Origin of the sequence: Billgrantia endophytica (assembly GCF_002879615.1) — a bacterium.
GTDB classification, from domain to species: domain Bacteria; phylum Pseudomonadota; class Gammaproteobacteria; order Pseudomonadales; family Halomonadaceae; genus Halomonas; species Halomonas endophytica.
Genome location: NZ_PNRF01000048.1, coordinates 1 through 26,325 on the forward strand (window position 1 = coordinate 1; position 26,325 = coordinate 26,325).

A 26,325-nucleotide genomic window follows, 5' to 3' on the forward strand; every position below is an offset into this window, starting at 1 on the left:
CCGATCAAGGCGGCGGGCTCCGAGCCCATCGTCATCGCCGAGGTCATTTTCAGGGCGGCGTCCGACGATGCCGCCTACACCACCGGCGCGGAATGGCTGGCGGACGGCGGCTTCATGCTCGGTCCGGTGGAGCCGTCATAGCGGCCATTGACAGCAACACCTGTATGGATGTCGTACTCGTGGCTCGCGTGGAGATGCCTGGTGCCGCCGCCCATGCGCCTGGACACATGGGTTGCCCGGAGGTTGCAGCCGCTTCAACGCACGCTGATGCCATCGAGGAACAGACCCGCCAAGTGTGCGATGCGCGACTTGGATGCGTCGCCCTGCTCAACGGCGAGCGAGATCGCCATGACCACGTACACGAGATCGTCGAAGGTCACATCGCCACGAATGACGCCGGCCTCCTGCGCGCGACGAAGCAGTCGATTGCCCTCTTCGCTGGTCGCGCGGCAACCCGGAGTACCGCTCTGGAGAACCGTCCCGAGCGATGTCGCAAGGCCGCGATAGACGTTCGTATGCACCACGAGCTCCTCGAGATAGGCACGCACCGCACATCCCGGCTCCATCTCGCCCCCCCGCGCACGGCTCACCTCTGCGAACGACAGGAGCCGCGCATTGTAGGTGGCCGCCAGAAGCGCCTCGCGGGTCGGGAAACGTCGATACAAGGTGCCGATCCCGACCCCCGCGCGCTTTGCGACGTCTTCCAGGGACGCGCCTACGCCCCGCTCCAGGAATACCTCTTCGGCCGCGGCGAGGATACGTTCGCGATTTCGTTGCGCATCGGCACGCAGCGTAGTGTCGTCGGTCAATGGTTTTCTTCTCATCACTTGAAAACTGGAGGATACCTCCATATTATAAGTGGATCAATCCTCCACTTAAACGACGAGCAGCGAAATGACCAGACAATTCGAGAACAAGATCGTGGCGATCACGGGCGGTAGCGAGGGCATCGGCTTTGCGACAGCGAAGTTGTTCGCGTCAGAAGGCGCACAGGTGTATGTGACGGGGCGCCGGCAAGAGCGATTGGACGAAGCCGTGAAAGCGATCGGCAACGGTGCCGTCGGCATCCAGGGCGACGTCGGCATCCAGGGCGACGTCGGCAACGGCGCTGACCTCGATCGACTCTACGCGCGCATCAAGCGCGATCACGGCAGGCTCGATGTGGTGTTTGCCAATGCGGGAATTTCCGAGTCCGCACCGCTCGGTGCGCTTGACGAGGCGCATTTCGATCGGCTGTTCGGCACCAACATCAAAGGCTTGATCTTCACTGTACAGAAGGCGCTACCGCTGATGACGGCCGGAAGCAGCGTGATCCTCACTGGATCCGTAGTGGGTAGCAAGGGACTCCCCAGCCTGTCGATCTACAGCGCTACCAAGGCTGCGATCCGTTCGTTCGCACGAACCTGGACAACCGACCTCAAAAGCCGGGGCATCCGCGTTAACGTGGTTTCGCCTGGCATGATCCACACGCCAGCGATGCAAACGTACCTGCAGAACAATGCGGGGGCGGAAGACGCGTTGAAGCAAATGACGCCGCTCGAGCGGCTCGGCCAGGCGGAAGAAGTCGCCAAGGCAGTGCTGTTCCTGGCTTCGAGCGATAGCAGCTTTATCGCGGGGGAGGAACTCTTCGTCGATGGCGGTTTCGTGGCGGTATAGCGTTGGATCGGCGGCGGCCACGGCGGCATGGGGCAGTACCAGGTCGACCAGATGCGGCGCTACGCCACCGACGTGACGGGCCTGGTGATGCCTGGCTGCGGTCATTGGCTGCCGGAGGAGTGCACAGCGCCGCTGAACTCGGCGGTGGTTGACTTCCTGCAGGCGCGCTGAGTCGTTGGCTATCCGTTCTCGATGCTCTTCAGATAGGCGCAAAACATGTCGGCCATGGCATTGGCATAGGTGTCGATCTCCGCTCGTGTCCGGGGCGTTTCCGAAAAGCTTTTTCCCACCGTACTGAATGTCGTGGTGATCAGTTCTCCCGCCAGTGCACGGGTGGTGGCGGAGACGTTGGGAAGCAGCTCCTCCATGAACCGTTCTAGGGTCCGGTCCGCCGAGGCGCGCGCCTGCCGCGCCTCGGGGGCGTCGCGATAGAGTGGGGCGGCGTCATTGAGGGCCACACGCATCTCCGCCTCGTCGCACTCCGAACGGATGAAGGCATGGACCAGCGCGCGCAGGCGATCGAGCGCCGGTGTCCCGGTGTCCTCGATAATGTCGCGCAGCATATCGGACGTCCGTCTCCACTCGTCGGTCTGGAGCTGGAACAGGATCGCCGCCTTGTTCGGGAAGTATTGATAGACCGAGCCGACGCTGACCCCGGCCTTCTCGGCCACCCGGGCGGTGGTGAAACGGGTGACGCCTTCCTCGGCCAGGACTTGAACCGCCGCTTGCAGGATCGCCGCGACCAACTCGGTCGAGCGGGCCTGTTGAGGTTGCTTCCGCGAAGAGAGCTGGGGACGACGTCGGTGGGTCATGGTGGCATCGGGGCGCAAGGAGCACGGCAAGTGGAAGGAAGGAGGGGACAATCGACCGGGTTCTTGATGCGATGCATCGGTCGCATTCTAGGCCGGCCTGGCCGAGACCTCAACCGGGCACTTCTATTATCCCGAACTCAAACCTGAGTCATGTCGCCGCGACCCGCCTTGCATGTCCACCCAATCGGGGGCCAGCCCACGCGCCATCAGAGGTTTCGGCGGATCGCACGGGGAAGGAGAACACGACCTGCAATGCGAATATCAAATGTGGATGTCTGGTCGTATCATTCGATTAAATGCGATTGATTGATCGCATTTTATTCCAGCCCTCGAAACAGGGCGCCCGACCCTCGACCGGACACCCCCATGACCACCACACTGACCACCTCGCCACTGGCACCCCTGCTGGACCGCCTGTTCGCCCAGGCCGATGCGGCAACCAGCCCGGCCCTGGCCGGCATTTCCCGCGAAGAGCGCGAGCGGCTGATGCACAGCAGGACCGAGTACCTCGACTTCTACGGGCGGCTGAAGGACCTCTGGCTGCCCGTATCGCGCGAAACCGGCACGCTGCTTTACCTGCTGGCGCGCGGCACCGGCGCGCGCAACATCGTCGAATTTGGCACCTCGTTCGGTATCTCCACGCTGCACCTGGCCGCCGCCTTGCGCGACAACGGCGGCGGTCGCCTGATCGGCAGCGAGTTCGAGCCCTCGAAAGTGGCGCGGGCGCGCGAGCACCTGGCCGAAGGCGGCTTCGCCGATCTGGTGGAGATTCGTGAAGGCGACGCGTTGACGACGCTGGCGGGCGATCTCCCCGACACCATCGACCTGCTGTTGCTCGACGGCGCCAAGGCGCTCTACGGCGACATTCTGTCGCTGATGGAGAGCCGCCTGCGACCGGGCGCGCTGATCGTCGCCGACAACGCCGACGACAGCCCGGACTACCTGGCGCGGGTGCGTTCGCCCGCCGGCGGCTACCTGTCCGTGCCGTTTTCGCGGGACGTCGAACTCTCCATGCGGCTGGGCTGAACGATTTCCAGGCGCGAGGCCGCGCCCCGACCGCAACAAGCTCTGCCATTCAACCCTGAATTTCCAGGAGAAAGCCATGCACGTATTCGTAACGGGCGCCACCGGCTGGGTCGGTTCGGCCGTCACCGACGATCTGTTGAAAGCGGGCCACCAGGTCACCGGCCTGGCGCGCTCCGACGACAAGGCCGCGGCCCTGGCCGCGACCGGCGCGAAGGTGATCCGCGCCACGCTCGATGATCTCGATGCCTTGCGCGACGCCGCGGCGGCGGCGGACGCCGTGATCCATACCGCCTTCAATCACGATTTCTCCAGGTTCGCCGAGAGCGCGGAGCAGGACCGCCGCGCGATCGAGGCGCTCGGAAGCGCGCTGGCGGGGTCCGCCCGCCCGCTGCTCGTCACCTCGGGGCTGTCGGGGCTGGCCCGCGGCGCCGTCGAGTCCGACCTGCCTGGTGAGGCCGGCCCGCGAATGTCGGACGCCACCGCACGGGCCTTGGCGCAACGCGGTGTACGCGCGGCGACCGTTCGCCTGCCGCCGTCGGTGCATGGCCTTGGCGATCACGGCTTCGTTGCGATCCTGATCCGTCTGGCGCGGCAGACGGGGGTGTCGGCCTATATCGGCGAAGGCCGGAACTGCTGGTCCGGCGTGTACCGGCTCGATGCCGCGCGCGTCTATCGCCTTGCGCTGGAGCACGGCGTGACCGAGCCGACCTACCACGCGGTAGCGGACGAGACGGTACCGTTCAAGGCCATCGCGGAGGTGATTGGCCGCCGCCTCGACCTGCCGGTCGAATCGCGGGAGCGCGGGCATTTCGGCTGGTTCGCCAGTATGGCCGGCGCGGAGATGTCCGTTTCCAGCGCACGCACCCGTGAGCGGCTGGGCTGGACGCCGCAAGGCCCCGGCCTGCTCGCCGATCTCGACCAGCCCGGCTACTATGCGCCGGCCCCGGCCCCGGCCGTGGCGGGGGGCGCGCGATGAACCTGAAAAGCGCCCTGTGGCGCAGACCCCTTGCCTTGTCGGGGCGTGTGGCGACGGTTTCCATCGGCTCCGTACCCCGCAAGATGCTGGTGGGTGCGTTCATCGCCATCCTGGGCTGCGGCGTGTGCGCCGCCGCCGCCGACGGCTCCGTGCAGGCAGCGCCATCGCCGGCGACCGGCGCCGACGGCAGCTTGGCTTTCGAAACTGCAAACGGTTCCGGCGCCGCGGTCCTCGACCGGGCGAATGCCTTCATGGCGACGCTCGACAACGGGCAGCGCACCGCCCTGGTCCAGGCCTACACCTTCGCCAACGCCGCCAGGTGGCACACCTATCCCCAATGGGGGCTGAGCCGCGGCCAGGCCCGGCTTGGCCTGGCCTTGGGGACGCTTTCCGACGCACAGTGGAGTGCGCTGAACGCTCTGCTTGCGGCGGCGACCGGCAGCGGCAGCAACGAAGGCTTCGATGAAATCCAGCAGCATCTCGCGGCGGACGACTGGATCCGGCGCAACGGTGGCCGAGAGGGCTACGGCAGGGGCAATTTCTATATCGCATTCTTGGGGGCGCCGTCGGACACCGGCATCTGGCAGCTTCAGTTCGGTGGACATCACCTCGCGCTGACCCACACCTACCGGGACGGGGTTCTGGTCGGGGCGACGCCGTCGTTCCGGGCGATCGAGCCCCACGCCGTCGTCGAACTCGACGGAATCACCCTTCGCCCCCAGCGCGACGAGTGGCAGGCGTTCGTCTCGCTGCTTGCCTCGCTCGACCCGGTCCAGACCGCCGCCGCCGAGCTTGGCAGGCAACAAAGTGAGCTTCTGCTGGGGCCGGAAGCACGGCGCAAGGACTGGAACTTCCCGGCCAGGGCGGAGGGCATCCCGGCGATGTCGCTGCGCCAGACACAACGCGCGCTGTTGCTCCACGCGATCGGCCTGTACGTGAACGACGTCGCCGATGCGGACGCCGAGCTGATTCTCGCCCGGTACCAGCGCGAGCTTGACGCCACGTATCTGGGTTTTTCCGGTTCCACCTCGCTCGCCCGCACCGGCGACTACGTGCGTATCGACGGGCCTTCGGTCTGGATCGAACTGGTCATGGACCCGCCTTACTCCACCGACCAGCCCCACGTCCATGCCGTCTGGCGCGACAAGCGCACGGACTATGGCGGCACCCGACCCGGCGACAGGTAGCCCTTTCGCTCCCGCGGACGCTGTTCGGCGCCGGTTGGTACATCGACGCGGGCCTCTGCGCTCGCGCATGGTGGTTCAGTCAGATCGGCTTGATTTTTTGTTTGCTAGCTAGCATAATTGTTTTATGGCAAACAAATCAGACAAGTTCCAGCACGACTCGGTTGCCGCATGGGCCAAACGCTGCTACCTCGCAGGCCGGGCTGTCATGGACGCGGCTCTTCGTCCCTATGACATCGGCTCCACGCAATGGTATGTGCTGTACCAACTGGCCCATGACGGGCCGACGATGCAGCGCGACCTGTTGCGAATGCTGCAGATCGAACGTGCGACCTTGAGCATTGTCATCGGGGCGCTGGTTCGCAAAGGGCTGGTCGAGCAGGTGCCCGACAGTATCGATCGGCGGCAGAAGCGTTTGCGGATGACGGCGGCTGGCACGACGCTATGGGGCGAGTTGCCCGATCTCACTTTCATTCGCAGGGTGGCGTTCGACGGCATCGACCAGGCCGAGATCGCCACTGCCATCAAAGTGCTCCAGACCGCCACCGGGCGGCTCGATGAGCTTTTACGAAGAGGAACCGACGCATGACGATCTTGATAACGGGTGTGACCGGACTTGTAGGCGCGCGTCTTCTGCCGCGTCTCGTGGCTGCCGGTGAGGATTGCCGCGCCATCCTGCGCGCAGGAAAGGATGTGCCTGCCGGCGTAACGGCCGTGGAGGGTGATCTTCTGAACCCTGAATCGCTCGAACAGGCGGTGGCGGGGGTCTCGGCGATCATCCATCTTGCTGCTGTGTTCCGCACCCCCGACACGGACCTGATCTGGAAGATCAACCTCGAGGGGACACGCAACCTGATTGCCGCCGCCAAAGCGCATGCGCCCAAGGCGCGTTTCATCATGGCGAGTACCAGCCACGTCTATGACCCGGACACCCCGCATCCCGGTCGCGAAGAGGATGTGACCAACCCGACCCTGGCGTATCCGGCCAGCAAGGTTTCAGCCGAGAAGGAATTGCGCGAAAGCGGGCTGAACTGGTCGGTTCAGCGCTTCGGCTTCGTCTATGGCGACCAGGATGGGCATCTTGAAGCGCTGCCCAAGCTGGCGACCAATGCCAAACTTCATCCGGCTCAAAAGATGAGCATGGTTCACCACAGGGACATTGCCACTGCCATCGATCTCGCGCTCTCGGGCGCGCTGGACGGGCGCATCGTCAATATCACCGATGACGCACCCACATCGCTCTACGAGTTGACCGCGCTGGCCGGCGAGGCGATGGAGCCATCGTCCGAGCCGTTGGCCAACCCCTGGCATCTGCACATGGACGGCTCGCTGGCGCGTCGCCTCGGCTTCCGGCCGAGTGTGAGGACCGTCTATCAGGCCGTTGAGGAAAAGTTGTTGTGATGCGACGACGCAATAAGCGGCGACAGCCCCCGCTTATGCGCCGCGCCGCCAGATGCCAATGGCCGCAGATGCCCTGGGCAGTGCCTGCCAAAACCTGAACTGTGGCTTTCAGGGTCGCTGCCACGCGTTCGGTCGAATGGGCCGTTCAAGGCTGCTTTCGCGAGGAAATCCGCGGACGGCGGCGGTGGGTCATCGGCGTGCCAGGACGGGAAAGACAATGCGAATAGGCACAACGAGCAAACCGTCATATCCTTTAATGCGACTGATTGATCGCAATCTGGCCCGCGCAGCAAAGCGCTCATCCGGCGATTGAGTTCCACTCTGACCCCATATCCAGGAGGCCATTGCCGTGCTGGCCCGATATCGCGTGCTCTTGTTCTGCCTCCTTGTGGGCGCCGCATGCCTGGCCCATGCGGAGCAGAGCGCAATGCGTACCAGCGCCGTTGCGCCCATGACCGGATTCGCGGACTTCCAGGCCTACGCGCAGGCATCGCGGAACCGGATCCAGGAAACCCGTGACTTCCAGACGGAAAACCCAGGCGATGAACTGAACTGGAACTCACCCTTCGAGCGTCGTCCCGACGCTCCCTCCCGCAAGGCGATGCTGCTGATTCACGGTCTTGGCGATTCCCCCTGGTCATTCGTCGACATCGCGCAGGATCTCGTGGCCCAGGGCTATGTCGTGCGCACGCTGCTGTTGCCGGGGCACGGCACCAGGCCCGCCGACCTGATCGATGTGCGGCTGGAGGAGTGGCAGCAACTGGTGCGGGAGCAGGTTGCGCTGCTGCATCGGGATTTTCCGGAGGTGTACCTGGGGGGCTTCTCGACGGGCGCCAATCTCGCGCTCGAATACGCCGTGGGCGATCCGCAGGTTCGCGGCCTGTTGCTGTTCTCGCCGGCCCTGCGCTCGAACGAGTATTTCGCTTGGGTCACGCCGTGGCTGGCACATGTCAGGACATGGCTGCTGTCGACGGGTCCTCATCCCCAACAGTCGCCGCTGCGCTATCACAACGTGCCCACCAATGGGTTCGCGCAGTTCCACCGCAGCAGCGTGGCGGCGCGCAGGGCCATCAGGGAGAGAGACTTCGATCGTCCCGTGGTCATGGTGCTGGCCGAGCACGATTCCGTCGTCGACGTGCGTTATGTGCGCAGGGCCTTCGATCGCCACTTCACCCATGCCGCCAGCCGTCTGATCTGGTATGGGCGGGTGGCAGACGACGCGGCTGCCTCGCCGCGCATTCTGGAGCGGACCGACTTCCTGCCGCAGGAGCGCATCAGCCAGTTTTCGCACATGGGCATCCTGTTCTCGCCACAGAACGCGCTGTACGGACGATCCGGCAGCGAACGCATCTGCTGGAACGGTCAGACGGATGAGGCCACGGCGCGCTGCCTGTCCGGCGAGCCGGTCTGGTATTCCGACTGGGACTATCGCGAAAAGGGCAAGGTGCATGCGCGCCTCACCTTCAACCCCTATTTCGACTGGCAGTCGCGGGTGATTCGGGAGGTGCTGGCCTCCACCAGCGACCTTGCCATGAATGATGCGCGGTAACCGACGAATGGCCATGACTGCAACCGACTCCATAGAACGCCGCATCCTTCGCTATGTCATCGGGTCGGTGCTGCTTACCCTGCTGGTGACCATCGCAGGCATATCCTTCGTGAATGGTCTGTTCGAGAAGAGCCTGCTGACCCGCCAGATGCAGGAAGAGCGCAGTTTCATCCTGAGCCAGGCCAATCTGCATGAGCCGTTTGTGTGGAACACGGCGACCGTGCAGGGCTTCTACGTGCCGGCGTCCATGCAGGGCGACGTCGAGATTCCGGAGATTTTTCGCTCCCCTGCATTCCCTTTCACCGGCGAAATCGATGTGGGCGAGAAAAAATACATGCTGCAAAACGCGCCTGTCGACGGCGGACGCATGTATCTGGCCAAGGACATCAGCATTTACGAAATACAGGGTGTGGCCTACAAGTGGGTGCTTGGGGCGATCAGCCTGATGCTGTTGACCCTGGCCGTGCCATTTGCCCGCATCACGAGTCGACACCTGGTCACGCCGCTGGTGGATCTGATGGGGCAGATCAAGTCCATCGAACCCGCGCCAACCATGCCCCACCTTGCCGAGGACGGTGTCGATCAGGAGTTGCTGGTGGTGGTTCGAACGCTCAACCGCTTTCTCGATGAGATGGAAACCTATGTCAAGCGGGAAAAGATGCTGCTGGGAATGGCGAGCCACGAGTTGCGCACACCGATCTCGATCATCGCGGGCGCCCTGGATGGCATAGAGGCGCGCGGGGAGACGCCCACAGCCGATGCCAGGGCCATGCGGCGCATCCGTCGCGCCGTCAATGGGATGGGCACGAGTGTTCACGCCATTCTGAGTCTGATGCGCCACGGTGATCCGGTGAGCGAAGGTGTTGCGCTCCTTCTCGTGGTGCGGGAGGAAATGAAGGATGTCGATCACATCCATCAGGGTGCACGTAAGCGGGTACGCTTGCATGGCGAGGCGGATCCCCGCCTGCTTGCCGACCCTGCGCTGGTGAGGATGCTGCTGCGCAATCTGATGCACAACGCGCTCCAGCACACGAGCGGGGCGGTCAATGTGGTCATCGATACCAACTGGATCGAGTTCAGGGATGAAGGGCCTGGATTGCCGGAGCACTACCGCGCCTTGCTGACCGCGCCACCCGTCGTACCGACGTCGGGCGCGGCGGGGCTGGGGCTGTTCATCGCCACCTTGATCTGCGAGCGCCTGCAATGGCAGTTGAAGTGGGTGAACGCTGCCGCCGGCGGGACGGTGCTGCGTGTGACATTCGGGGCCGTGCCGGCCGATGCATTCACCCGGGGAGACTGCAAGTGGCCCCGGGCCAAAGTGGCTGCCTGATGCCCCCTGCGCCCCTCACTGTCATGGGAAACCAGCATGAGAAACAAGACCCGGGTTCTGATCGTCGAAGACAACGCCGATCTGGCGGAGAACATATTCGAATTTCTCGGCGAGAATGAATATGAGCTGGAATATGCATCGGGCGCATTGACGGCGCTGCACCTGCTCGACAGTCAGAGCTTCGATGTCATCGTGCTGGACATCATGCTCTCCGGCGCCTCGGGACTCGACATCGCCCGTCGGCTGCGCAAGGACATGAACGACCAGACGCCGATCATCTTCATGACGGCAATGGGGGCGATAGAAAACAAGGAAGACGGCTATTCGAGTGGTGGTGACGATTATCTCGTCAAGCCGTTCGATCTCAGAGAGCTGGCATTGCGCATCGATGCCCTGCATCGGCGAAGATCGCGCATCGACACGGTGCTGCGCGCAGGGGATGTCAGCTTTAACCCCGGCACGCTGGAGGTCCATGTCGAGCCCCGGGGAAAGTTCCGGCTCTCGGGATTGGCCGCGCACATCTTCGAGGCGCTGATCCGCAGTCATCCGGATTTCATTTCCTATGCCTCATTGAGCGCCAGGCTCTGGCCGGAACAGGGCGTCGATGCCAATACGCTGCGCACGCATATCTGGCTGCTGCGCAAGCAGCTCCAGGAAGCCTATGGGATGCCCATGATAAAAACGCTGCATGGTCGGGGCTATATCCTCGACGTTTCGGGACAGTGAGGTATGTCCGGGTTGGATTCCCCAGGGCCACCTCGCGTTTTTGGATTGGATGAATTATTGATGCCCCCTTGACAGGGGCTTGGTGGGCAGCCCCGTACAGTTCCAATTATCTATCGTCGTATATGAATCGGCTGACGCCTGAATAGCCGACAGCATTCTGCGTACTCGATGAGTGGCCTGCGCAAGGCTGGTTCTCAGCGTGCTCCGCGCATTTTTCGATGCCCGTGCACGCAGAGATGCCGTGCAGGCACTCGTACCGAAATCGAAGACCTCGAAAAAGAGAGACCCATGGGCCGGAATATGCACCTGGCCGACACAGTCGGCTTCTTCAAAGCGTGGCTCATCGATCCCAGGCGGGTGGCGGCGATCGTCCCCTCGGGACGCGCGCTGGCCAGCCTGATCACCTCGGAGATCTCCGCGCGGACGGGGCCGGTGATCGAGCTTGGGCCGGGCACCGGCGTCTTCACCCGCGCGCTGATCGAACGTGGCGTCGCTCAGGAAAACCTGGCGCTGATCGAATACGACGCGACATTCGCCGCCAGGCTGGAGCGCCGCTTCGAGCGCGCCCACACGGTGTGCATGGATGCCGCGCGGCTGAAGAAAGCCGAACTGTTCGAGGGGATGCAGGCGGGCGCCGTGATCAGTGGCCTGCCGTTGCTGTCGATGCCGCCGCGCAAGGTCATGGCCATTCTCGATGGCGTGTTCGCCAGGCTGCGATCCGATGGGGCGCTCTATCAGTTCACCTATGGTCCGAATTGCCCGATTCCCCGCGCACTGCTCGATCGCCTCGGGCTCAAGGCGCTGCGGATTGGCCACACCTTCGCCAACGTTCCGCCCGCGTCGGTCTACCGCATCGTCCGACGCCCGCCGCGCTATGAGGCCGTTCGCCTGGTCCAGGGAACGCAGCCGTCGGCCGTGGACGCTGTTGACCGCGAGCGGGATCGACATGCCTAGCCCGTGCCGCTGCCAGCCTCCAGCGTGGCGACGCAGACAACCTGGCACCTGGCGCGCGGGTGCCCGAGGCGGGCTCCCGGCGTGCCTCTTCCTGCTGCTTGCCGCCTGTGGCGCGCCGTCCAACGATACCGGGGAAGATGCGCATGTTGCCGCCGCGCGCGTTACCGTGGCGCCAGCGGAGCCCGCCGCATTCGGCGAGCGATTCACCCTCTCCGGAACCCTGACCGCCGAGCGCCAGACACGCCTGTCGCCCCGCGCCGACGGGCTGGTGGCCCAGGTGCACGTCGATGCCGGCGACCCGGTCGAGGCCGGACAGGTGCTGCTCGAACTCGACGCCGCCATTGCCCGTCAGGCACTCTTGCGCGCCCAGGCCCAAACGGAGGAAGCCGAGGCCGCCCTGCGCGAGGCGCAGCGCCTGGTGGTCGAGGCGCAGCGGCTGATCGAACACCAGGCCATCCCGGCCACGGAGGTCGAGGCGCGCGCCGCCGCCCTGGACCTCGCCCGCGCCGCGGCGGCGTCCGCCCGCGCCAATGCGCGCGAGCAGGCGGAGCAGGTCGAGCGGCACGTGCTGCCGGCGCCGTTCGCCGGCGTGATTGCCGAGAAGCTCAGCGAGGCCGGCGAATGGGTGCAGCGCGGCACGCCGGTGCTGTCGCTGGTGGCGACCGAGCGCGTGCGCCTGGATCTGCGCGTGCCGCAGGAACGCTTTGGGCAGATCGCCGATGATGCGCAGGTGCGCGTGTTCGCCGACGCCCTTGGCGGTACGCCGTTGCAGGCGAGCGTCGGCGCGCGGGTGCCGGTCACCGACCCCGGTGCGCGGACTTTTCTGTTGCGCCTGCTGGTGGCAGACCCGCAGGGTCGGCTGCTGCCGGGGATGTCGGCGCGGGCCGAGATCGACCTGCCGCCCGGCGCCGCCGCGCCGGCGATCGACCGCGATGCGCTGCTGCGCCAGCCGGACGGCAGCCACAGCCTGTTCGTCGTCGAGGAGACCGATGGCGGGCCGGTCGCCCGGCGCCGCAGCGTGCGGATTCTCCACGACCGGGACGGCAGCGTCGCCCTCGCGGGCGACGATGTCAGGCCGGGCGAACGGGTGGTGATCCGCGGCAACGAAGCCCTGGCCGACGGCCAGCCGCTGGACCTGGTGGAGCGCTGAGCCATGGGCTTCGACCGCGTTCTGCGCCATGGCACCCTGATCGCCGTGGCGGTCCTGATCCTCTGCGTGCTGGGGGTCAGCGCCGCGCTTCGGGTGCCGGTGCAGATGATCCCCGATCTCGAAGTGCGCACCATCAGCGTCGACACGCGTTGGCCCGGCGCCTCGCCGCGGGACGTGGAGCAGGAAATCCTGATCGAGCAGGAACAGTACCTGCGCACGCTGCCCGGCCTGCGTCGCATGGTTTCCACCGCCAGCACCGGGCAGGCCAGCATCGTGCTGGAGTTCCCCTTCGGGGTCGATATCAACGAGGCGCTGATCCGCACCAACAACGCGCTCAGCCAGGTCTCCGGTTATCCGGAGAACGCGGACGCGCCTGCCTTGACCACGGTCTCGGTCTCCGAGGAGCCGTTCATGTACTTCCGCGTCGGTCCGCGCGCGGATGGCGGCGCGGACCTCGATCTGGCGATGCTGCGCGACTTCCTGCAGGACGAGGTGCGGCCACGCCTGGAGCGCGTCGACGGTGTTTCTCTGGTGGAGATCAGGGGCGCGGAAGAACGCCAGGTGCGCATCGAGGTCGATCCGCATCGCCTGGCCGAGCGCGGGCTGGACATGACCGACCTGCGCGACGCGCTGCGGGCGCGCAACCTCGACCGCTCCGCCGGCGATCTGGACAGCGGCAAGCGCAGCGTGCTGGTGCGCACGGTCGGGCGTTTCCGCACGCCTGCCGAGATCGGCGAGCTGATCGTCGCCGAGCGCCAGGGCGCCCTGGTGCGCCTGTCCGACCTGGCCGACATCCGCCTCAGCCACCACGAACTGCGCGAAAGCGCGTACTACAACGGCCTGCCGGCGCTGTTCCTGGCGGTGCGCCGCGAGACCGGCTCCAACGTGATCCAGACCAAGTACGCGGTGCTGCCCGAGGTCGAGGCGATCAACGACGCGATCATGGCGCCGCTGGGGCTGGAGATCACCCTGGCCAGCGAGGACGCGCGCTACGTCGAGGACTCGGTGGCCAACGTCTGGAGCAACCTGGTCTTCGGCGCGGCGCTCGCGACCCTGGTGATGTTCGCCTTCCTGCGCTCGGCGCGCAGCACCTTCGTCGGCGTGATCGCCATCCCGATCTGCACCATTGCCGCCTTCATCGGCCTGCTGCTGGCCGGGCGCACGCTGAACGTGATTTCCATGGCTGGCGTGGCCTTCGCCATCGGCATGACCCTGGACAACACCATCGTGGTGCTGGAGAGCATCGACCAGGCGCGGCGCCGTGGCCTGGGCCGCTTCGAGGCCGCTGTGGCCGGCGTGCGCCGGGTCTGGCCGGCGGTGCTGGCCTGCACCCTGACCACCGTGCTGGTGTTCGCGCCGACCCTGTTCATACGCGAGGAAGCGGGGCAGCTCTACTCGGATATCGCCATCGCCATTTCCGCCTCCATCCTGGCGTCCATGGTCGTGGCGGTGACCGTGCTGCCGGCGCTGGCCTCGCGGCTGATGCCCTCGGTGACGGCGGGAAAAACCGCCGACGGCGATGCGTTCGAGCGCATCGGCCAGCGCCTGGCCGCGCTCCACGCCACCTGGCCGCGGCGCGCCGCGGTGCTGGTCGGCACGCTGGTCGCCGCCGTGCTGGCCGTGACGCTGCTGACGCCGCCGGCCGAATACCTGCCCGAAGGCGAGGAAGCGAAGGTCTTCTCGCGCATGATCGCGCCGCCCGGCTACAACCTGTCCGAGATGGAGGGCATCGCGCAGGAGCTGATCGCGGCGCTGCGTCCGCGGCTCGACGACGCGCCCGGGCGTTACGCCCGTGGCGAGACGGACATGCCGGCGCTGAACGTCTTCAGCGTGTTCGTGGACCCGCAGGGCATCAGCGCGATGACCGATCCGCAGAACCCGGCCGAGGTCGATGCGCTGATCGGCGCGCTGGAGGCGCTCTACACCGCCTGGCCCGGCATGCGCGCCTTCGCCTCGCGCGGCTCGATCATTTCCAACGACGAAGGCGGCACCCGCAGCATCAATCTGGACATTGCCGGTAGCGACCTGGCGCAGATCTACCGCGTCGCCGGCCTGGCCTACGCGCGCGCCGGCAGCCTGTTCGAGGGCGCCCAGATCGGCTCCGAGCCCGGCTCGCTGAGTCTCGACCAGCCCATGCTGGAGGTGCGGCCGCGCTGGGAGCGGCTGGCCGAAGTCGGCCTCGACGCGGAGCGCTTCGGCTATTCGGTCGCCGCGCTCAGCGATGGCGCCTTCGCCGACGAGATGATCCTGGACGACCGCCGGGTCGACATCTACCTGTTCAGCAGCGCCGGCAGCGGGCAACGGGTCGAGCGCCTGCGCGACCTGCCGATCGCCACGCCGTCCGGCGCGCTGCTGCCGTTGTCCGCGCTGGCCGACCTGCATGAATCGGTCGATAGCGACAGCATCCGCCGGCTGGACGGCCGCCGCACCGTCACGCTGAACATCGTGCCGCCGCGTTCGCTGGCGCTGGAGACCGGGGTCGCGCGCGCGCGGGCCGAACTGATCGACGCCATGCGCGCCGCCGGCGAGATTCCGCACGGGGTCTCGATCGATATTTCCGGCGCCAGCGACCAGCTCGACGCCACGCGCGAGGCGGTCGCCGGCAATTTCGCCATCGCCGTGCTGCTGTGCTACCTGATGCTGGTGGCGGTCTTCCGCCACTGGGGGCGGCCGCTGTTCGTCATGGCCACGGTGCCCATCGGCATGGCGGGCGGGATCGTCGGCCTGGCGCTGCTCAACGGCGTGGGCGCCGCGTTCGGCATCCACCAGCCGTTCGACATGATCACCCTGCTGGGCTTCCTGGTGTTGCTGGGCGCGGTGGTCAACAACCCGATCCTGATCGTGCAGGAAGCCTGCACGCGTATCGAGGAGGGGGCCGCATCGGTGGTGGCGGCGGTGGACGACGCGGTGCGCATCCGCCTGCGGGCGATCCTGATGTCGAGCCTGACCACCATCCTGGGCGTGGCGCCGCTGGTGCTGATCCCTGGCGCCGGCACCGAGCTCTATCGCGGCCTGGGCGCCATCGTGATGTTCGGCATCGCCTGCTCCACGCTGGTCACCCTGACCTTCCTGCCCAGCCTGATGGTGGTGGCCATGGGCTGGCGCCGGCGCAGCGCCGGGCACAAGGCGCTGCACCCGGAGCGGCCATGATCCTTCGACCGATGACGGGCGGTGTCCTGGCCTTGCTGCTTGCCGGCCGCGCGGTCGGCACTTTGATGAATTCTTGACCCCGGCTCGATGTTTGTCTGTTGACTGGCCAGGTAGATTCCCTGGTCATGAAACAAGACGACTTCACACACCAAGGCTTTGCCGCGCCTCGTCATCCCGCCTGGCTGGCGAGATTGCCCCGGTTCCTGGCGGCCGGAGGCACGGCGACCCTGCTGCACTGGGGGGTGATGGCCCTGCTGGTGGCCTGCGGCGTTCAGGCCTGGTGTGCTACGGCCCTGGGCATGGCCGTCGGTGCAGCCGCCAATTATTTCCTGCAGCGCCGCTATGTCTTTTCCCCTGCGCGCGGATTTTCGCTTGGCGTCTATCTGCTTTCCGTCGGCATGGCCTGGTCGGTCAACCTGGTCGCCTTTCAACTCCTGCATGGCGGCGGCATGGGGATCGCGGCGGCCCAGTTCCTCAGCAGCGCAGGGGTTGCGCTGCTCAATTTCCTGTTCCTGCAAAAGTTCGCATGCCGGGCACCGGCATGGATTCGCGTTTCTTCCCGAGAGTCCCATGATGAGTGAACACCTTTCCGTCGTTGAAGCAGCCCGTTGCGTTGGATCATCGATGCCTTTGCCGTTCGATGACCTGGAGCCGGTGGTGCTGAGCGTGATCGTGCCCGCCTACAACGAGATCGCGGTACTGGAACTCTGTCATCGGCGTTTGCGTGGCGTCATGGAGGGCATCGGGCTGCCCTACGAGCTGCTTTACGTCGACGACGGCAGCCACGATGGCAGCGGCGAGGCACTGATGGCACTGGCGTCGCAGGACCGTCACGTGCGGACGATCCGGCTCAGCCGGAATTTCGGCAAGGAGGCGGCGATCACGGCGGGCCTGGATCACGCCCGGGGGGAGGCGGTGATTCTGATCGATGCGGACCTGCAGGATCCGCCCGAGCTGATTCCGGACATGCTCGCGGCTTGGCGCAGCACCGGCGCCGACGTCATCGCCATGCGCCGCCGCCACCGCTCCGGAGAAAGCTGGTTCAAGCGCGGTTGCGCCCATCTGTTCTACCGCCTTTTGAGCCGCTTGAGCGAGTTTCCGATTCCCGAGGACACGGGGGATTTCAGGCTGCTCAGCCGCAGGGTGGTCGATGCGATCAAGCGTCTGCCCGAACGCAGCCGCTACATGAAGGGGCTGTTCGCCTGGGTCGGCTTTCCCACGCATGAAATCCTCTATGACCGGGAACCGCGCGCGGCCGGGCACAGCAAGTGGGGGTTCTTCGGCCTCGTGCGTCTGGCGCTGGAGGGGGTGACCTCCTTCTCCGCGGCGCCCCTGCGCTGGGTCACCGGTCTGGGGCTGGTCACCGCGGCCGCTGGCGCGGCCTTTGGCCTCTTCATCGTCCTCAGGACGCTGCAGGGGCATCCCGCCCCGTCCGGCTATCCCTCCTCCATGGCGATGATGACGTTTCTGGGGGGCATCCAGCTGTTGTCCGTCGGTCTGCTGGGGGAGTACGTCGGCCGGATCTATGTCGAAACCAAGCAGCGCCCCCGCTATCTGGTGCGTGACATGGGCGAAACGGCCGGCAGGCCCGCATCCCGCCGGGAAAACGGCCAGGAGCCTTGCAATGAAGAGGCTTGATCTGCGTCGCCCCGCAGGCGCCATGCTGACCCTGGCGCTGGGGCTGCTGGGATTGCGGCTGGTCAGCATGCTGTGGGTTCCCTATATCGATACCACCGAGCCGCGCTATGCGGAAATCGCCAGGCTGATGGCGCAAAGCGGCGACTGGGTCACGCCGTGGTTCGAGCCGGGCGTTCCCTTCTGGGGCAAGCCGCCGCTTTCCTTCTGGTTGCAGGCGCTGTCGATGAAGTTATTCGGGCTGTCGGAGTGGGTTGCCCGCTTTCCCGCCTGGGTGGCCACCGCGCTGACCCTGTGGCCCCTGCATGCGCTGGCGCGGGCATGGGCGGGCCGCCGGGCCGCCGCCGCTGCCGTGCTGATTCATGTGACCTGTGCGCTGCCGTACATGATGGCCGGCGCGGTACTGACCGATCCCTTCCTGGCACTGGGCACCACGCTGTTCATGGCCGGACTGATGCTGCCGCAATGGCACTGGCGCCTGCTGGCCGCCGTGGGCCTGGCGATCGGCCTGCTCGCCAAGGGGCCGCTGGCGCTGGTTATCGTCGCGGGTCCGGCGGCCCTGTGTCTGCTGGCCTACCGCCGCCGGGTATGGCCGGCGCTATCGATGCGCGGATGGCTGGTCGGCCTGTCGCTGGTGGCATCCCTGGTCGTGCCCTGGTACGTCATCGCCGAGATCAGGACGCCAGGCTTCTGGGACTACTTCCTGATCGGCGAGCATGTACGGCGGTTTCTGGAACCCGGGTGGGCCGGCGATCTGTATGGAACCGCCCATCGGCGGGCCATAGGGGCCATCTGGCTGGGCTGGCTGGCCGCCACGCTGCCCTGGAGTCCCCTCGCCCTGGCGATGCTCGCCGCCGCGCTGCGCCATCGGCGTGGCCGCGGGGCCTTGCTGCGCCTGATCCGCAGACCGATGACCGGCTACCTGATCGCCTGGGCGTTGTTCGTGCCGCTGTTCTTTACGCTGTCCAGAAACATCCTCTGGACCTACGTGCTGCCGGCGTTGCCCGCGTTCGCCATCCTGACCGGCCGGGCGCTGGTCCTTGTCCAGCGACGGTTGAGGCTGGGACGATCACCCGCATTGCACGCGGTCGGCACCGCGCCAGCCTTGTTCGTTCCGGTCGTGACGCTGCTCGCGACGCTTGCGATCTGCTTCAACCCGGGATCGGTCAAGACCGAGAAGGCACTCATCCGCCAGGTGATGTCCGTGGCGCCGCCGGGCGCCACCCTGTGGTTCGTCGACAGCCGATCCTTCTCGGCCCGTTACTACTCGCGAGGGCAGGCATTGCTGATCTCGAGCGAAGAACTGCCGGCGCTGGTCGCCGGGACGGAAGGTGCGATCTTCATCGCCGCTCGCCCGGATGTCATGGCGCGCTTGCAGACCACCTTGCCATTGACCGCCTTGCCGCTGGCGGATAGCCGCCGGTATCGGGTGGGCAGGATTCGCTAGCGCTCGACGCCTGGCTGGCAGGGAAGGGCGCCTGCGTGGCGGCGATGCCGTCGAGCTGCGTCGCTGGCAAGAGCGAGAAGGCCGAGCGCATGTGTCGTGCTTCCTGGCAGGAATGAACCTATCCGACGAGGTGCGGGGGGGCCACAAATGCATCCTGCAAGCCTGCCTCATCTTTAGTTGGGAGATTCGAGAAATGAGCAACAAGACCTGGTCGATTACCGGCGCCGCCCGTGGCCTGGGTGCTCAGATCGCGCAAGCCGCCCTCGCGGCGGGCGACAACGTCGTGGCGACGGCGCGCAATGTGGAAGCCGCCCGCGGTGCGTTCACGGAACATACCGAGAGGCTTTTGATCCTGCCCTTGGACATGACCGACCCCGCCGGGCCGCAAGCCGTAGCGGAGGCGGCCATCGAGCGCTTCGGCACCGTCGATGTGCTGGTCAACAACGCCGGCTACGGCCAGCTTGGCATCCACGTCACCGTGGTGGAGCCCGGCTACCAACTGGCGAACGCGCAAACCCCGCCGTTGCACTTGTTGATTGGCTCCGATGCCGTCAGTATCGCGCGTCAGGAGCTGACCGAGCGCCTGTCTGAGATCGCTGCATGGGAGAGTCTGTCGACCTCCACGGATCACGATGACGTTGCATCGAATCGCTGATTCCACGCATGCCGGAAGCGCTACCGTTGGCTTCACCGGGGGATGCTCCAAAGCCGCTCGCGCAGCGCGCTTGTCGCGGGCTGAGTCCATCGATGTCGAGTTCGGCCAACGCCTCGATCACCCGGCCAGGCGCAGCCAGAGCGGTAGGGTGGCCATGGCCAGCAGTGTCTGCCCGGTGATCAGTGCCGCCATCAGCTCGGCATCACCACCCAACTGTCGCGCCAGGATGTAGGCGGAGGTGGCGGTGGGCAGGGCGGCGAACAGCAGGGCGACGTCACGGGTCACCGGGTCCAGCCCCAGTATCAGGGCCAGCACCAGTACCAGGGCCGGCATCATCACCAGCTTTACCAGGTTGGATGTCCAGACACCGCGGTCCAGGCGTATCAGTGCCTGAGGGCGAAGCGCCACCCCCACGGCCACCAGCCCCAGCGGCAGGGCGGCTCGCCCCAGCAGTTCCACCGCGGACCCGCTCCAGCCGGGCAGGCCGATACCGGAAAGGTTCAGGGCAATCCCGGCCAGGCAGGCAAGAATCAACGGGTTGCGTATCAGCGCCGCCAGGCTCTTGCCCAGGCTGGAAGGGCCCAGCGTACCGGCGGCGATAAAGCTGATGACGCACAGGACATTGACGACCGGAACCATCAACGCCACGGCGACCGCCGCCACGGTGACGCCTGGCGCGCCATGCAGCGCCGCGGCACCGGCAACCCCCACGTAGGTATTGAAACGCAGGGCGCCCTGAAAGACTGAGGTGAAGGCGGCTGCCTCGAGTTTAAGCTGTCGGCGAATCGTCCATAGCAGCCCCGCGAAGGCCAGCATGCTGCCCAGCAGTACCAGGGCCATGCGAACCACCGGCACCTGGCCGACATCGGCGGTCGCCAGGGTGGATACCAGCATGGCGGGAAAGAGCAGAAAGTAGATCAGCCGTTCCATTTGTGGCCAGAAGTCGCCGCCAGGCTGGCGTCTCCAGCTCAGTAGCGTGCCAAGCAGTATCAGTAGAAACAGTGGTCCCAGCGCTCCTGCAACGCCTTCCATGTCGGCTCCTCTTCTCGCCTCGCCTGCGACAACCCTACACACGGTTTGTCATGGGTAAATGCTGTTAAGCTTACCTTCTGTCGCCGTTCATTGAAGTGCTGCTTTCGCCGTCATGAGCTCATCCACTCTGCCCGACTCCTGTGAGCCTCGCTTTCCCGGGCTTCGCCTGATGATGCTGATTACCCTGCTCACGCTGGTCGTGGCGCTGTGGTATCTGGCCTCGCATCTTCTGCGTGGCGACCAGGATATCACCTGGTACGCTGTCGACGGCCCCTGTAATCTACACCGCTCGGCCTGCTCGACGCCGGTCGGCGACGATGGTCGGCTGCGACTGGCCATTGAGGGGCCAAATGGCATTCGAGCGTTGGAGATGATGACATTGACGGTTACGCTGGAGGGTGTCGCGGCCGAGGCCGTTCATGTGGACTTGGTCGGCCGTGACATGGACATGGGCTTGCACCGTTTCCCTTTGGAAGCGCGGGGTGATGGCCGCTTTCAGGGGTTGGGCCAGGTACCGATCTGTACTGAGGCGGTCATGCCGTGGCGAGCCCAGGTAGTCGTTGAAACCCCGAATGGTCGGCTGGGAAGCCGGTTCGACCTGGATGTGGAGCGGAGTGTGCCATGAAGCGGCAACGAATCTGGATGGTGCTTGGCATCGCGATGGTGCTGGCAGTCGCCCTTGCCGGCTACGGCTGGTACCAGCAGCAGATGGGTGGCCAGGATGGTGAGCCTCGTGGCGGCCCCGTCGAGCTGGCCTCCGCGCAGGGGGATTTTTCCCTGACCCAGCTCGAGGATGACCAGCTGGCGGTACTGTTCTTCGGTTATACCTACTGTCCGGATGTTTGCCCCATGAGCATGTCGGTGATGCGCCAGGTCATGCAGGGCCTCGACGACGAGCTGCGGCAACGAGTGGTGCCGGTCATGATCTCGGTCGATCCGGAGCGTGACACGGTGGAGCGGCTCGAGGAGTACGTGGGTTACTTCGGAGACGACTTCATCGGCATCACCGGCAGCGAAGCGCAGCTCGAGGAGCTGGCGGAGCGCTATGGCATCGTCTGGCGGCGAGTGGAGACGCCGGATTCGGCAATGGAATATACCGTCGACCACAGCTCGTCACTCTACCTGGTCGACCGTGACGGCAAGATCCGCCAGCGGGTACTCTATTCGCCCACTCCCCACCTGCTGCGCTCGGCACTGGAAAGCGAACTGGGCAGCTGACGCGAACGCCGCCCTCGGGCGGCGTTGCCTCGGGTCGGAATGGTTCACTCCTGGTCCGAGCTGTTTGTCCGGGTCAATGGCCGAGACTCAGTCGTCCGGGGCCTCTTCCAACCGGTCGATCATGGCCATCAGCGCTCGAACCTGAACGCCCTCCCGGGTGTCATGCAGGGGATCGAGCTGCCAGGTACTTTCGGTAAAGCCCCACCAGTCCCAACAACCCTGTGGATTTGCCAGGCTGGTTTCCGCCTGGGGATAGAGCACCACGCGCCGGTTGGCAGCTGCCCATTCGTTCAGACCGCTGTGACGGACGAAGGCCTCGCCGATCTGCTTGCTGTCCATTCCGCAGCCGTGCAGCGCCACCGTCAGGTCGCAGCCCCCCGGTTCGCACTCGTCGGGAATCAGGAGATAGCCAACCGACCCGAAGCCCCGTACGGCAAAATCATCCTGGTCGAAACGCATCAATGTCGCGGAATCCGACGCTGCCGGGGGTGTCAACTCGCCATGCAGCCAACCCAGTGCCTGGCCGGAGATATCCATGCCGCATGCCAGCAGATGTGTGCCGCCACCAGTGCGGCATTCGGCCAGCCAGCTCGGTGGGATCTGCTCGTTGGACTGTATGGGCCAGCCATGCCCCACGCCAGGGGAACGGGCCACTTTCAACTGCTCGTCAGGGCTGGCCAGCCAGTTGCCCAGTTGCTCACTCAATGCGTCGGAGAGCGATGGGGCCACGATGGTGTCGGCTTCTCCGTGCCAGACAAAGGCACGCAGTCCGGCCAGGCCGGCGGCGTCGCCCACCAGTTCGTGGGCCTGATAGTCACGGAGACGCAGGTTCAGGCTCTCCAGGTCGGGAGGGCCGCGCCGGGTGGCCATGCACTGGCCAAGCGCACGCCCCAGGCTACCCTGGGCGCAGCTCCAGGGGCCGGCTGCCAGTACGGCAAGCCCCTGGAAGCGCTCGGGCCAGGCCACGGCCAGCTGGGTAGCCATATAGCCACCCGAGGAGATACCGATCACGCTGATAGTGCCGGGGGTTGTGCCGAGAGAAGGCAAGTCTGCCAGCGGTTCATCGGCCACGACACCGGCCGAGAGCAGCAGCCCGACGATAAATGGGGGGAAGGCTTTCATGTGTCGGTAGTCAGTCCGTGACGTCGAGCAGTTCGACCTGGAAGATCAGCGTCTCGTTGGGTCCGATTGGCCCCTGGCCCTGGGCGCCATATCCCAGCTCGGGGGGGATGTAGAGCATCCAGGTATCGCCGACGCTCATTAGCTGCAGGGCTTCCTGCCACCCCTCGATGACCTGGTCGACACGAAAACTGACCGGCTCGCCGCGATCGATGGAACTGTCGAATACAGTGCCGTCGACCAGGGTACCTTCATAATGCACCTCGACATGGGATGAGGGGCCAGGGTTGGCGCCGTCCCCGGCTTCCAGGACTTCGTATTGCAATCCCGACGAGGTGGTTTCCACTTCTTCGCGTTCGGCATTCTCGGCAAGGAAGGCCTCGCCCTCGGCCAGATTCAGCTCGGCCATTTCCTGGGTCTCGGCCTGACGGGTCGCCATGGCCTCCTGCTGGAAGCGGCTCAGCGTCTCGGCCATCTCATCGCTGCTCATGGCCAGGTCATTGTCTGCGATGACGTCACGGATGGCTGCGGTAAAGGCGTCCACGTCCAGATCAGCGTATTCCTGGGCGATGCTCTGGCCGTAGGCAACGCCCAGGCTATAGCTGAGGCGCTCGTTCTCGGTTTCCGGCGCGGCCAGGGCGAACGGTGCCGAGGCCACCAGGGCGACCAGGGAGGCGGAGGTCAGCAGTGTCTTCATGCGGAGTCCTATAGTGAGTGAGGCATGGGGCGCAAAGAAACCCGTGGGCAGCTACTCGGACTCTAACAGGGACGGACCGGTTCCGCACCCGCGTGACAGCGCAGTGGGGAAGCCGGTCCGGCAGGCGATACTCAGACGATCAGGGTCGGGCAGTGGGCGCCGCCGGCGACCCGCTGGGATACGCTGCCCAGCAAGTTATCGCCATTGGTGCCCTGGGCACCGATCACGATCAGATCACACTCTCGCTTCCTGGCAAAGCGCACGATGGTGCGCGAGGGGCGCCCACCCTTTACGAAGGCACGCAGCTTGTCGGCGGGCACGCCCAGTTCCAGTGCGTTCGTCTTGGCCTGAACGGCGATCTCGGTGGCGTATTCCTTGAGAGCATCGTCCGGAATATCGAGCTTGTCGGGCCTAACCATCGACAGTGAGGCCTCGAGCAGGCTGTGATGCTTGAAGACACAGAGTATGTATAGCTCGGCCCCGGTCAGCATCTGCAGCCCGACGCCTTTTTCCAGTGCCCGAAGGGCACCCCGGGATCCGTCGACTGGTACGAGTATCCGATTGAACATCACGATCTCCTCGATCAACGGAAGGCCAGGTCACGCAGGAACAACGCAATCTGCGGGAACATGATGATCAGAGCCGCTGCCAGTATCAGTATGAAGATGAAAGGCGGCGTACCGCGAATGACCTCCCAGTAGGGTCGCTTGAAGATGGCGATGGCGGTGAAGATATCGCAGCCGAAGGGTGGCGTCGCCGACCCTATCGCTACCTGTAGGGTGATCAGCACACCCACCAGCACCGGGTCGAGGCCCGAGGCGGCGATGGCGGGGGCGAAGATCGGGGTGAGGACCAGGATCACCACGATGGGGTCGACGAACATGCAGGCCACGAAGAAGGCGATGGAAATGACCACCAGCACGCCGACCGGACCTGCCTCGTTGATTCCCACCGCCGCCAGAATGGTCTGGGGAATCTGGGCGAAGGAGATGATCCAGGCGAAGGAGTTGCCCACGGCGACCAGGATGAACACCACGGCGGTAATGAGGCCGGTGGACCTGGCGATGGTGAAGATGTGCGAAACCTTCAGGGAGCGGAAGATCAGGAACTCGAGAAAGAAGGCATAGAGTACACAAGCCGCCGCCGCCTCGGTGGGGCTGAAGATCCCGCCGTAGATGCCCCCCACGATCAATATCGGAAAGCCCAATGGCCATAGCGCCCGCTGTGTGGCAGTGAGCCTTTGCCCCCACGTTGCCTTGGGCTCCGTGGGCACGTTATGGACCGTTGCATAGATCACGCTATAGATCGCAAACATCAGCAAAATCAGTAGGCCAGGGCCGATGCCGGCGATGAACAGCTCGCTGATGGATGTGCCGGACACGATGCCGTAGATGATAAAGCCGATACTCGGCGGTATCAGGAAGGCAATGTCGCTGGAGTTGATAATCAACGCCAGGGTGAAGGAGTCCTTGTAGCCGGCCTTGAGCATGCGTGGTCGCAATGGCCCGCCTACCGCCACCACCGTGGCCTGGGTGGAACCGGAAACGGCACCGAACAGGGTGCAGGAAGTCGCAGTACTGACGGCCAGGCCCCCCTTCACGTGGCCGACGAAGCTCATGACCATGTCGATCAGGCGGTTGGCCGACTGGCCTCGCGTCATGATGTCGGCGGCCAGGATGAACATGGGAACGGCGATCAATGCGGTGGGGCGGATTCCCCCCATCATCTGCTGGATGAGGGTTTCCATTTGTCCGGTGCCGCCAAACGTCATGTAGAAACCGACGAAGGCTGCGGTGATCAAGGGGATCATCATCGGGAAGCCAAGCAGGAGCAGCACGATCATGATGGTGATGATAATAGTCGTCATGGTGGATCCTCGCGAGCCCTGCGTCAGACTTCCGTTTCCGTATCCTTGTAACCATCGATCACATGGGTCGACAGGTATACGTCACGGGAGGTGAGATTCTTGACTGCGGTGAGCAGGTACTGGATGGCGGTGATGATGAAGCCGACGGGTACCCACACATACATGACCCACACCGGAATGCTCAGCGACGGCAGCACACGACCGCGGCCATAGACGGTCTGGATATAGCCGATCGAGTAGTAGCAGAGTATGAGCATCACCGTGGCCGTGAACAGGCAGATGAAGATCATCAACCAGCGGCGTCCCCCGATGGGCAGGGCATCATAGATGGCCGACATGCGGATATGGCGGCCGTGGCGAGCAGCGTAGCCGATGCCGGCAAAGGTCACCATCACGATCAGGATGCGGTTGACCTCTTCGGAAAAGTGCAGGCTTTCTCCGAAGACGAAGCGGCTGAACACGTTGGCCACGGTGTTGAGCGCCATGAGGATGACCCCTATGGCTAGAATCACCGCCTCGACGTTGCTGATCCAGGTATCCAGCAGACCGAGCGGTCCCGGCAGGGTCGAGCGGTAGTTTTTCTCGGCAATATCTTCTTCGCTTGTTTCCATGTCGGTTGGCTCCGATGGATTCCTACGTACGGTTCATGTCGTTGGTTAACGGGTCTCGTCATGCCAGGACACTGGCTGGCACACCGGTAGGCAGGGTGGTGAGAGGAAATCGCCTGCCCCAAAGAACAAG

General features: G+C 65.1%; 27 protein-coding genes. 19 read left to right on the plus strand and 8 right to left on the minus strand.

Annotation, left to right across the window (positions count from 1 at the left end; all coding sequences use genetic code 11):
* Nucleotides 1-254: 254 nt before the first annotated feature.
* Complete coding sequence (locus C1H69_RS22395) at nucleotides 255-809, minus strand: TetR/AcrR family transcriptional regulator (RefSeq protein ID WP_102655599.1); 555 nt, start codon at nucleotides 807-809, stop codon at nucleotides 255-257.
* Nucleotides 810-894: 85 nt separating this feature from the next.
* Between C1H69_RS22395 and C1H69_RS22400 the strand changes: the two genes are divergently transcribed.
* Both C1H69_RS22400 and C1H69_RS23355 read left to right on the plus strand, forming a co-directional pair.
* Nucleotides 895-1,656: an SDR family oxidoreductase gene (locus tag C1H69_RS22400; protein ID WP_102655600.1), complete on the plus strand. Its 762-nt coding sequence runs from the start codon at nucleotides 895-897 to the stop codon at nucleotides 1,654-1,656.
* A 27-nt stretch (nucleotides 1,657-1,683) separates the two neighbouring features.
* Nucleotides 1,684-1,827: an alpha/beta fold hydrolase gene (locus tag C1H69_RS23355; RefSeq protein WP_133155006.1), complete on the plus strand. Its 144-nt coding sequence runs from the start codon at nucleotides 1,684-1,686 to the stop codon at nucleotides 1,825-1,827.
* 8 nt (nucleotides 1,828-1,835) lie between these two features.
* Here the strand turns inward: C1H69_RS23355 and C1H69_RS22405 are convergent, their stop codons facing one another.
* Nucleotides 1,836-2,468, minus strand: a complete 633-nt coding sequence (locus tag C1H69_RS22405) for a TetR/AcrR family transcriptional regulator (protein WP_102655601.1) — start codon at nucleotides 2,466-2,468, stop codon at nucleotides 1,836-1,838.
* A 366-nt stretch (nucleotides 2,469-2,834) separates the two neighbouring features.
* Here C1H69_RS22405 and C1H69_RS22410 point away from each other — a divergent pair, with 366 nt between their 5' ends.
* The 15 genes from C1H69_RS22410 (at nucleotide 2,835) to C1H69_RS22480 (ending at nucleotide 19,651) form a co-directional block, all read left to right on the plus strand.
* Entirely contained in the window at nucleotides 2,835-3,494 is a 660-nt protein-coding gene (locus C1H69_RS22410; RefSeq protein ID WP_102655602.1) for an O-methyltransferase, read from the plus strand.
* A gap of 76 nt (nucleotides 3,495-3,570) precedes the next feature.
* Nucleotides 3,571-4,470 (plus strand): SDR family oxidoreductase, encoded by a 900-nt coding sequence (locus C1H69_RS22415; RefSeq protein WP_102655603.1) that lies wholly within the window; start codon nucleotides 3,571-3,573, stop codon nucleotides 4,468-4,470.
* The gene (locus C1H69_RS22420; RefSeq protein WP_205738591.1) at nucleotides 4,467-5,657 is read left to right on the plus strand and encodes a DUF3500 domain-containing protein; all 1,191 of its coding nucleotides are present in this window, start codon (nucleotides 4,467-4,469) and stop codon (nucleotides 5,655-5,657) included. Before C1H69_RS22415 ends, C1H69_RS22420 begins: the two co-directional genes overlap by 4 nt.
* Nucleotides 5,658-5,781: 124 nt before the next feature.
* Nucleotides 5,782-6,243: a MarR family winged helix-turn-helix transcriptional regulator gene (locus C1H69_RS22425; RefSeq protein WP_102655604.1), complete on the plus strand. Its 462-nt coding sequence runs from the start codon at nucleotides 5,782-5,784 to the stop codon at nucleotides 6,241-6,243.
* The gene (locus tag C1H69_RS22430) at nucleotides 6,240-7,055 is read left to right on the plus strand and encodes an NAD-dependent epimerase/dehydratase family protein (protein WP_102655605.1); all 816 of its coding nucleotides are present in this window, start codon (nucleotides 6,240-6,242) and stop codon (nucleotides 7,053-7,055) included. The genes C1H69_RS22425 and C1H69_RS22430 overlap by 4 nt, the downstream gene beginning before the upstream one ends.
* A gap of 349 nt (nucleotides 7,056-7,404) precedes the next feature.
* Entirely contained in the window at nucleotides 7,405-8,604 is a 1,200-nt protein-coding gene (locus C1H69_RS22435; RefSeq protein WP_205738592.1) for an alpha/beta hydrolase, read from the plus strand.
* Between the two features lie 13 nt (nucleotides 8,605-8,617).
* Nucleotides 8,618-9,934 carry a sensor histidine kinase gene (locus C1H69_RS22440; protein WP_165789567.1) on the plus strand — a complete coding sequence of 439 codons (1,317 nt, stop codon included), beginning with the start codon at nucleotides 8,618-8,620 and terminating at the stop codon, nucleotides 9,932-9,934.
* Between the two features lie 36 nt (nucleotides 9,935-9,970).
* Nucleotides 9,971-10,660 (plus strand): response regulator transcription factor, encoded by a 690-nt coding sequence (locus tag C1H69_RS22445; RefSeq protein WP_102655607.1) that lies wholly within the window; start codon nucleotides 9,971-9,973, stop codon nucleotides 10,658-10,660.
* Between the two features lie 288 nt (nucleotides 10,661-10,948).
* On the plus strand, nucleotides 10,949-11,614 hold the full coding sequence (locus C1H69_RS22450) for a class I SAM-dependent methyltransferase (RefSeq protein ID WP_240610051.1): 666 nt from the start codon (nucleotides 10,949-10,951) through the stop codon (nucleotides 11,612-11,614).
* A 166-nt stretch (nucleotides 11,615-11,780) separates the two neighbouring features.
* The gene (locus C1H69_RS22455; RefSeq protein WP_240610052.1) at nucleotides 11,781-12,764 is read left to right on the plus strand and encodes an efflux RND transporter periplasmic adaptor subunit; all 984 of its coding nucleotides are present in this window, start codon (nucleotides 11,781-11,783) and stop codon (nucleotides 12,762-12,764) included.
* A gap of 3 nt (nucleotides 12,765-12,767) precedes the next feature.
* Nucleotides 12,768-15,914: an efflux RND transporter permease subunit gene (locus C1H69_RS22460; protein WP_102655609.1), complete on the plus strand. Its 3,147-nt coding sequence runs from the start codon at nucleotides 12,768-12,770 to the stop codon at nucleotides 15,912-15,914.
* 125 nt (nucleotides 15,915-16,039) lie between these two features.
* Nucleotides 16,040-16,495 carry a GtrA family protein gene (locus C1H69_RS22465; RefSeq protein ID WP_102655610.1) on the plus strand — a complete coding sequence of 152 codons (456 nt, stop codon included), beginning with the start codon at nucleotides 16,040-16,042 and terminating at the stop codon, nucleotides 16,493-16,495.
* Nucleotides 16,496-16,538: 43 nt separating this feature from the next.
* Complete coding sequence (locus tag C1H69_RS22470) at nucleotides 16,539-17,552, plus strand: glycosyltransferase family 2 protein (protein WP_102655653.1); 1,014 nt, start codon at nucleotides 16,539-16,541, stop codon at nucleotides 17,550-17,552.
* On the plus strand, nucleotides 17,539-18,996 hold the full coding sequence (locus C1H69_RS22475) for an ArnT family glycosyltransferase (protein WP_165789568.1): 1,458 nt from the start codon (nucleotides 17,539-17,541) through the stop codon (nucleotides 18,994-18,996). Before C1H69_RS22470 ends, C1H69_RS22475 begins: the two co-directional genes overlap by 14 nt.
* Nucleotides 18,997-19,189: 193 nt before the next feature.
* Entirely contained in the window at nucleotides 19,190-19,651 is a 462-nt protein-coding gene (locus tag C1H69_RS22480) for an SDR family NAD(P)-dependent oxidoreductase (RefSeq protein WP_102655612.1), read from the plus strand.
* A 117-nt stretch (nucleotides 19,652-19,768) separates the two neighbouring features.
* Here the strand turns inward: C1H69_RS22480 and C1H69_RS22485 are convergent, their stop codons facing one another.
* Entirely contained in the window at nucleotides 19,769-20,683 is a 915-nt protein-coding gene (locus C1H69_RS22485; protein ID WP_102655613.1) for an AEC family transporter, read from the minus strand.
* Nucleotides 20,684-20,795: 112 nt separating this feature from the next.
* Between C1H69_RS22485 and C1H69_RS22490 the strand changes: the two genes are divergently transcribed.
* Nucleotides 20,796-21,308 carry a hypothetical protein gene (locus tag C1H69_RS22490; protein ID WP_102655614.1) on the plus strand — a complete coding sequence of 171 codons (513 nt, stop codon included), beginning with the start codon at nucleotides 20,796-20,798 and terminating at the stop codon, nucleotides 21,306-21,308.
* Complete coding sequence (locus C1H69_RS22495; protein WP_102655615.1) at nucleotides 21,305-21,901, plus strand: SCO family protein; 597 nt, start codon at nucleotides 21,305-21,307, stop codon at nucleotides 21,899-21,901. The genes C1H69_RS22490 and C1H69_RS22495 overlap by 4 nt, the downstream gene beginning before the upstream one ends.
* A gap of 87 nt (nucleotides 21,902-21,988) precedes the next feature.
* Here the strand turns inward: C1H69_RS22495 and C1H69_RS22500 are convergent, their stop codons facing one another.
* The 5 genes from C1H69_RS22500 to C1H69_RS22520 all read right to left on the minus strand — a co-directional run bounded on the left by C1H69_RS22500 (nucleotide 21,989) and on the right by C1H69_RS22520 (nucleotide 26,195).
* A complete protein-coding gene (locus C1H69_RS22500; RefSeq protein ID WP_102655616.1) occupies nucleotides 21,989-23,023 on the minus strand; it encodes an alpha/beta hydrolase family protein in 1,035 nt (344 codons plus the stop codon).
* Nucleotides 23,024-23,033: 10 nt separating this feature from the next.
* Nucleotides 23,034-23,717: a BamJ family beta-barrel-assembly machinery protein gene (locus tag C1H69_RS22505; RefSeq protein ID WP_102655617.1), complete on the minus strand. Its 684-nt coding sequence runs from the start codon at nucleotides 23,715-23,717 to the stop codon at nucleotides 23,034-23,036.
* A 131-nt stretch (nucleotides 23,718-23,848) separates the two neighbouring features.
* On the minus strand, nucleotides 23,849-24,286 hold the full coding sequence (locus C1H69_RS22510) for a universal stress protein (RefSeq protein WP_102655618.1): 438 nt from the start codon (nucleotides 24,284-24,286) through the stop codon (nucleotides 23,849-23,851).
* Nucleotides 24,287-24,300: 14 nt separating this feature from the next.
* The gene (locus tag C1H69_RS22515) at nucleotides 24,301-25,584 is read right to left on the minus strand and encodes a TRAP transporter large permease (RefSeq protein WP_102655619.1); all 1,284 of its coding nucleotides are present in this window, start codon (nucleotides 25,582-25,584) and stop codon (nucleotides 24,301-24,303) included.
* A gap of 23 nt (nucleotides 25,585-25,607) precedes the next feature.
* Nucleotides 25,608-26,195 (minus strand): TRAP transporter small permease, encoded by a 588-nt coding sequence (locus tag C1H69_RS22520; RefSeq protein WP_102655620.1) that lies wholly within the window; start codon nucleotides 26,193-26,195, stop codon nucleotides 25,608-25,610.
* Nucleotides 26,196-26,325: the final 130 nt, after the last annotated feature.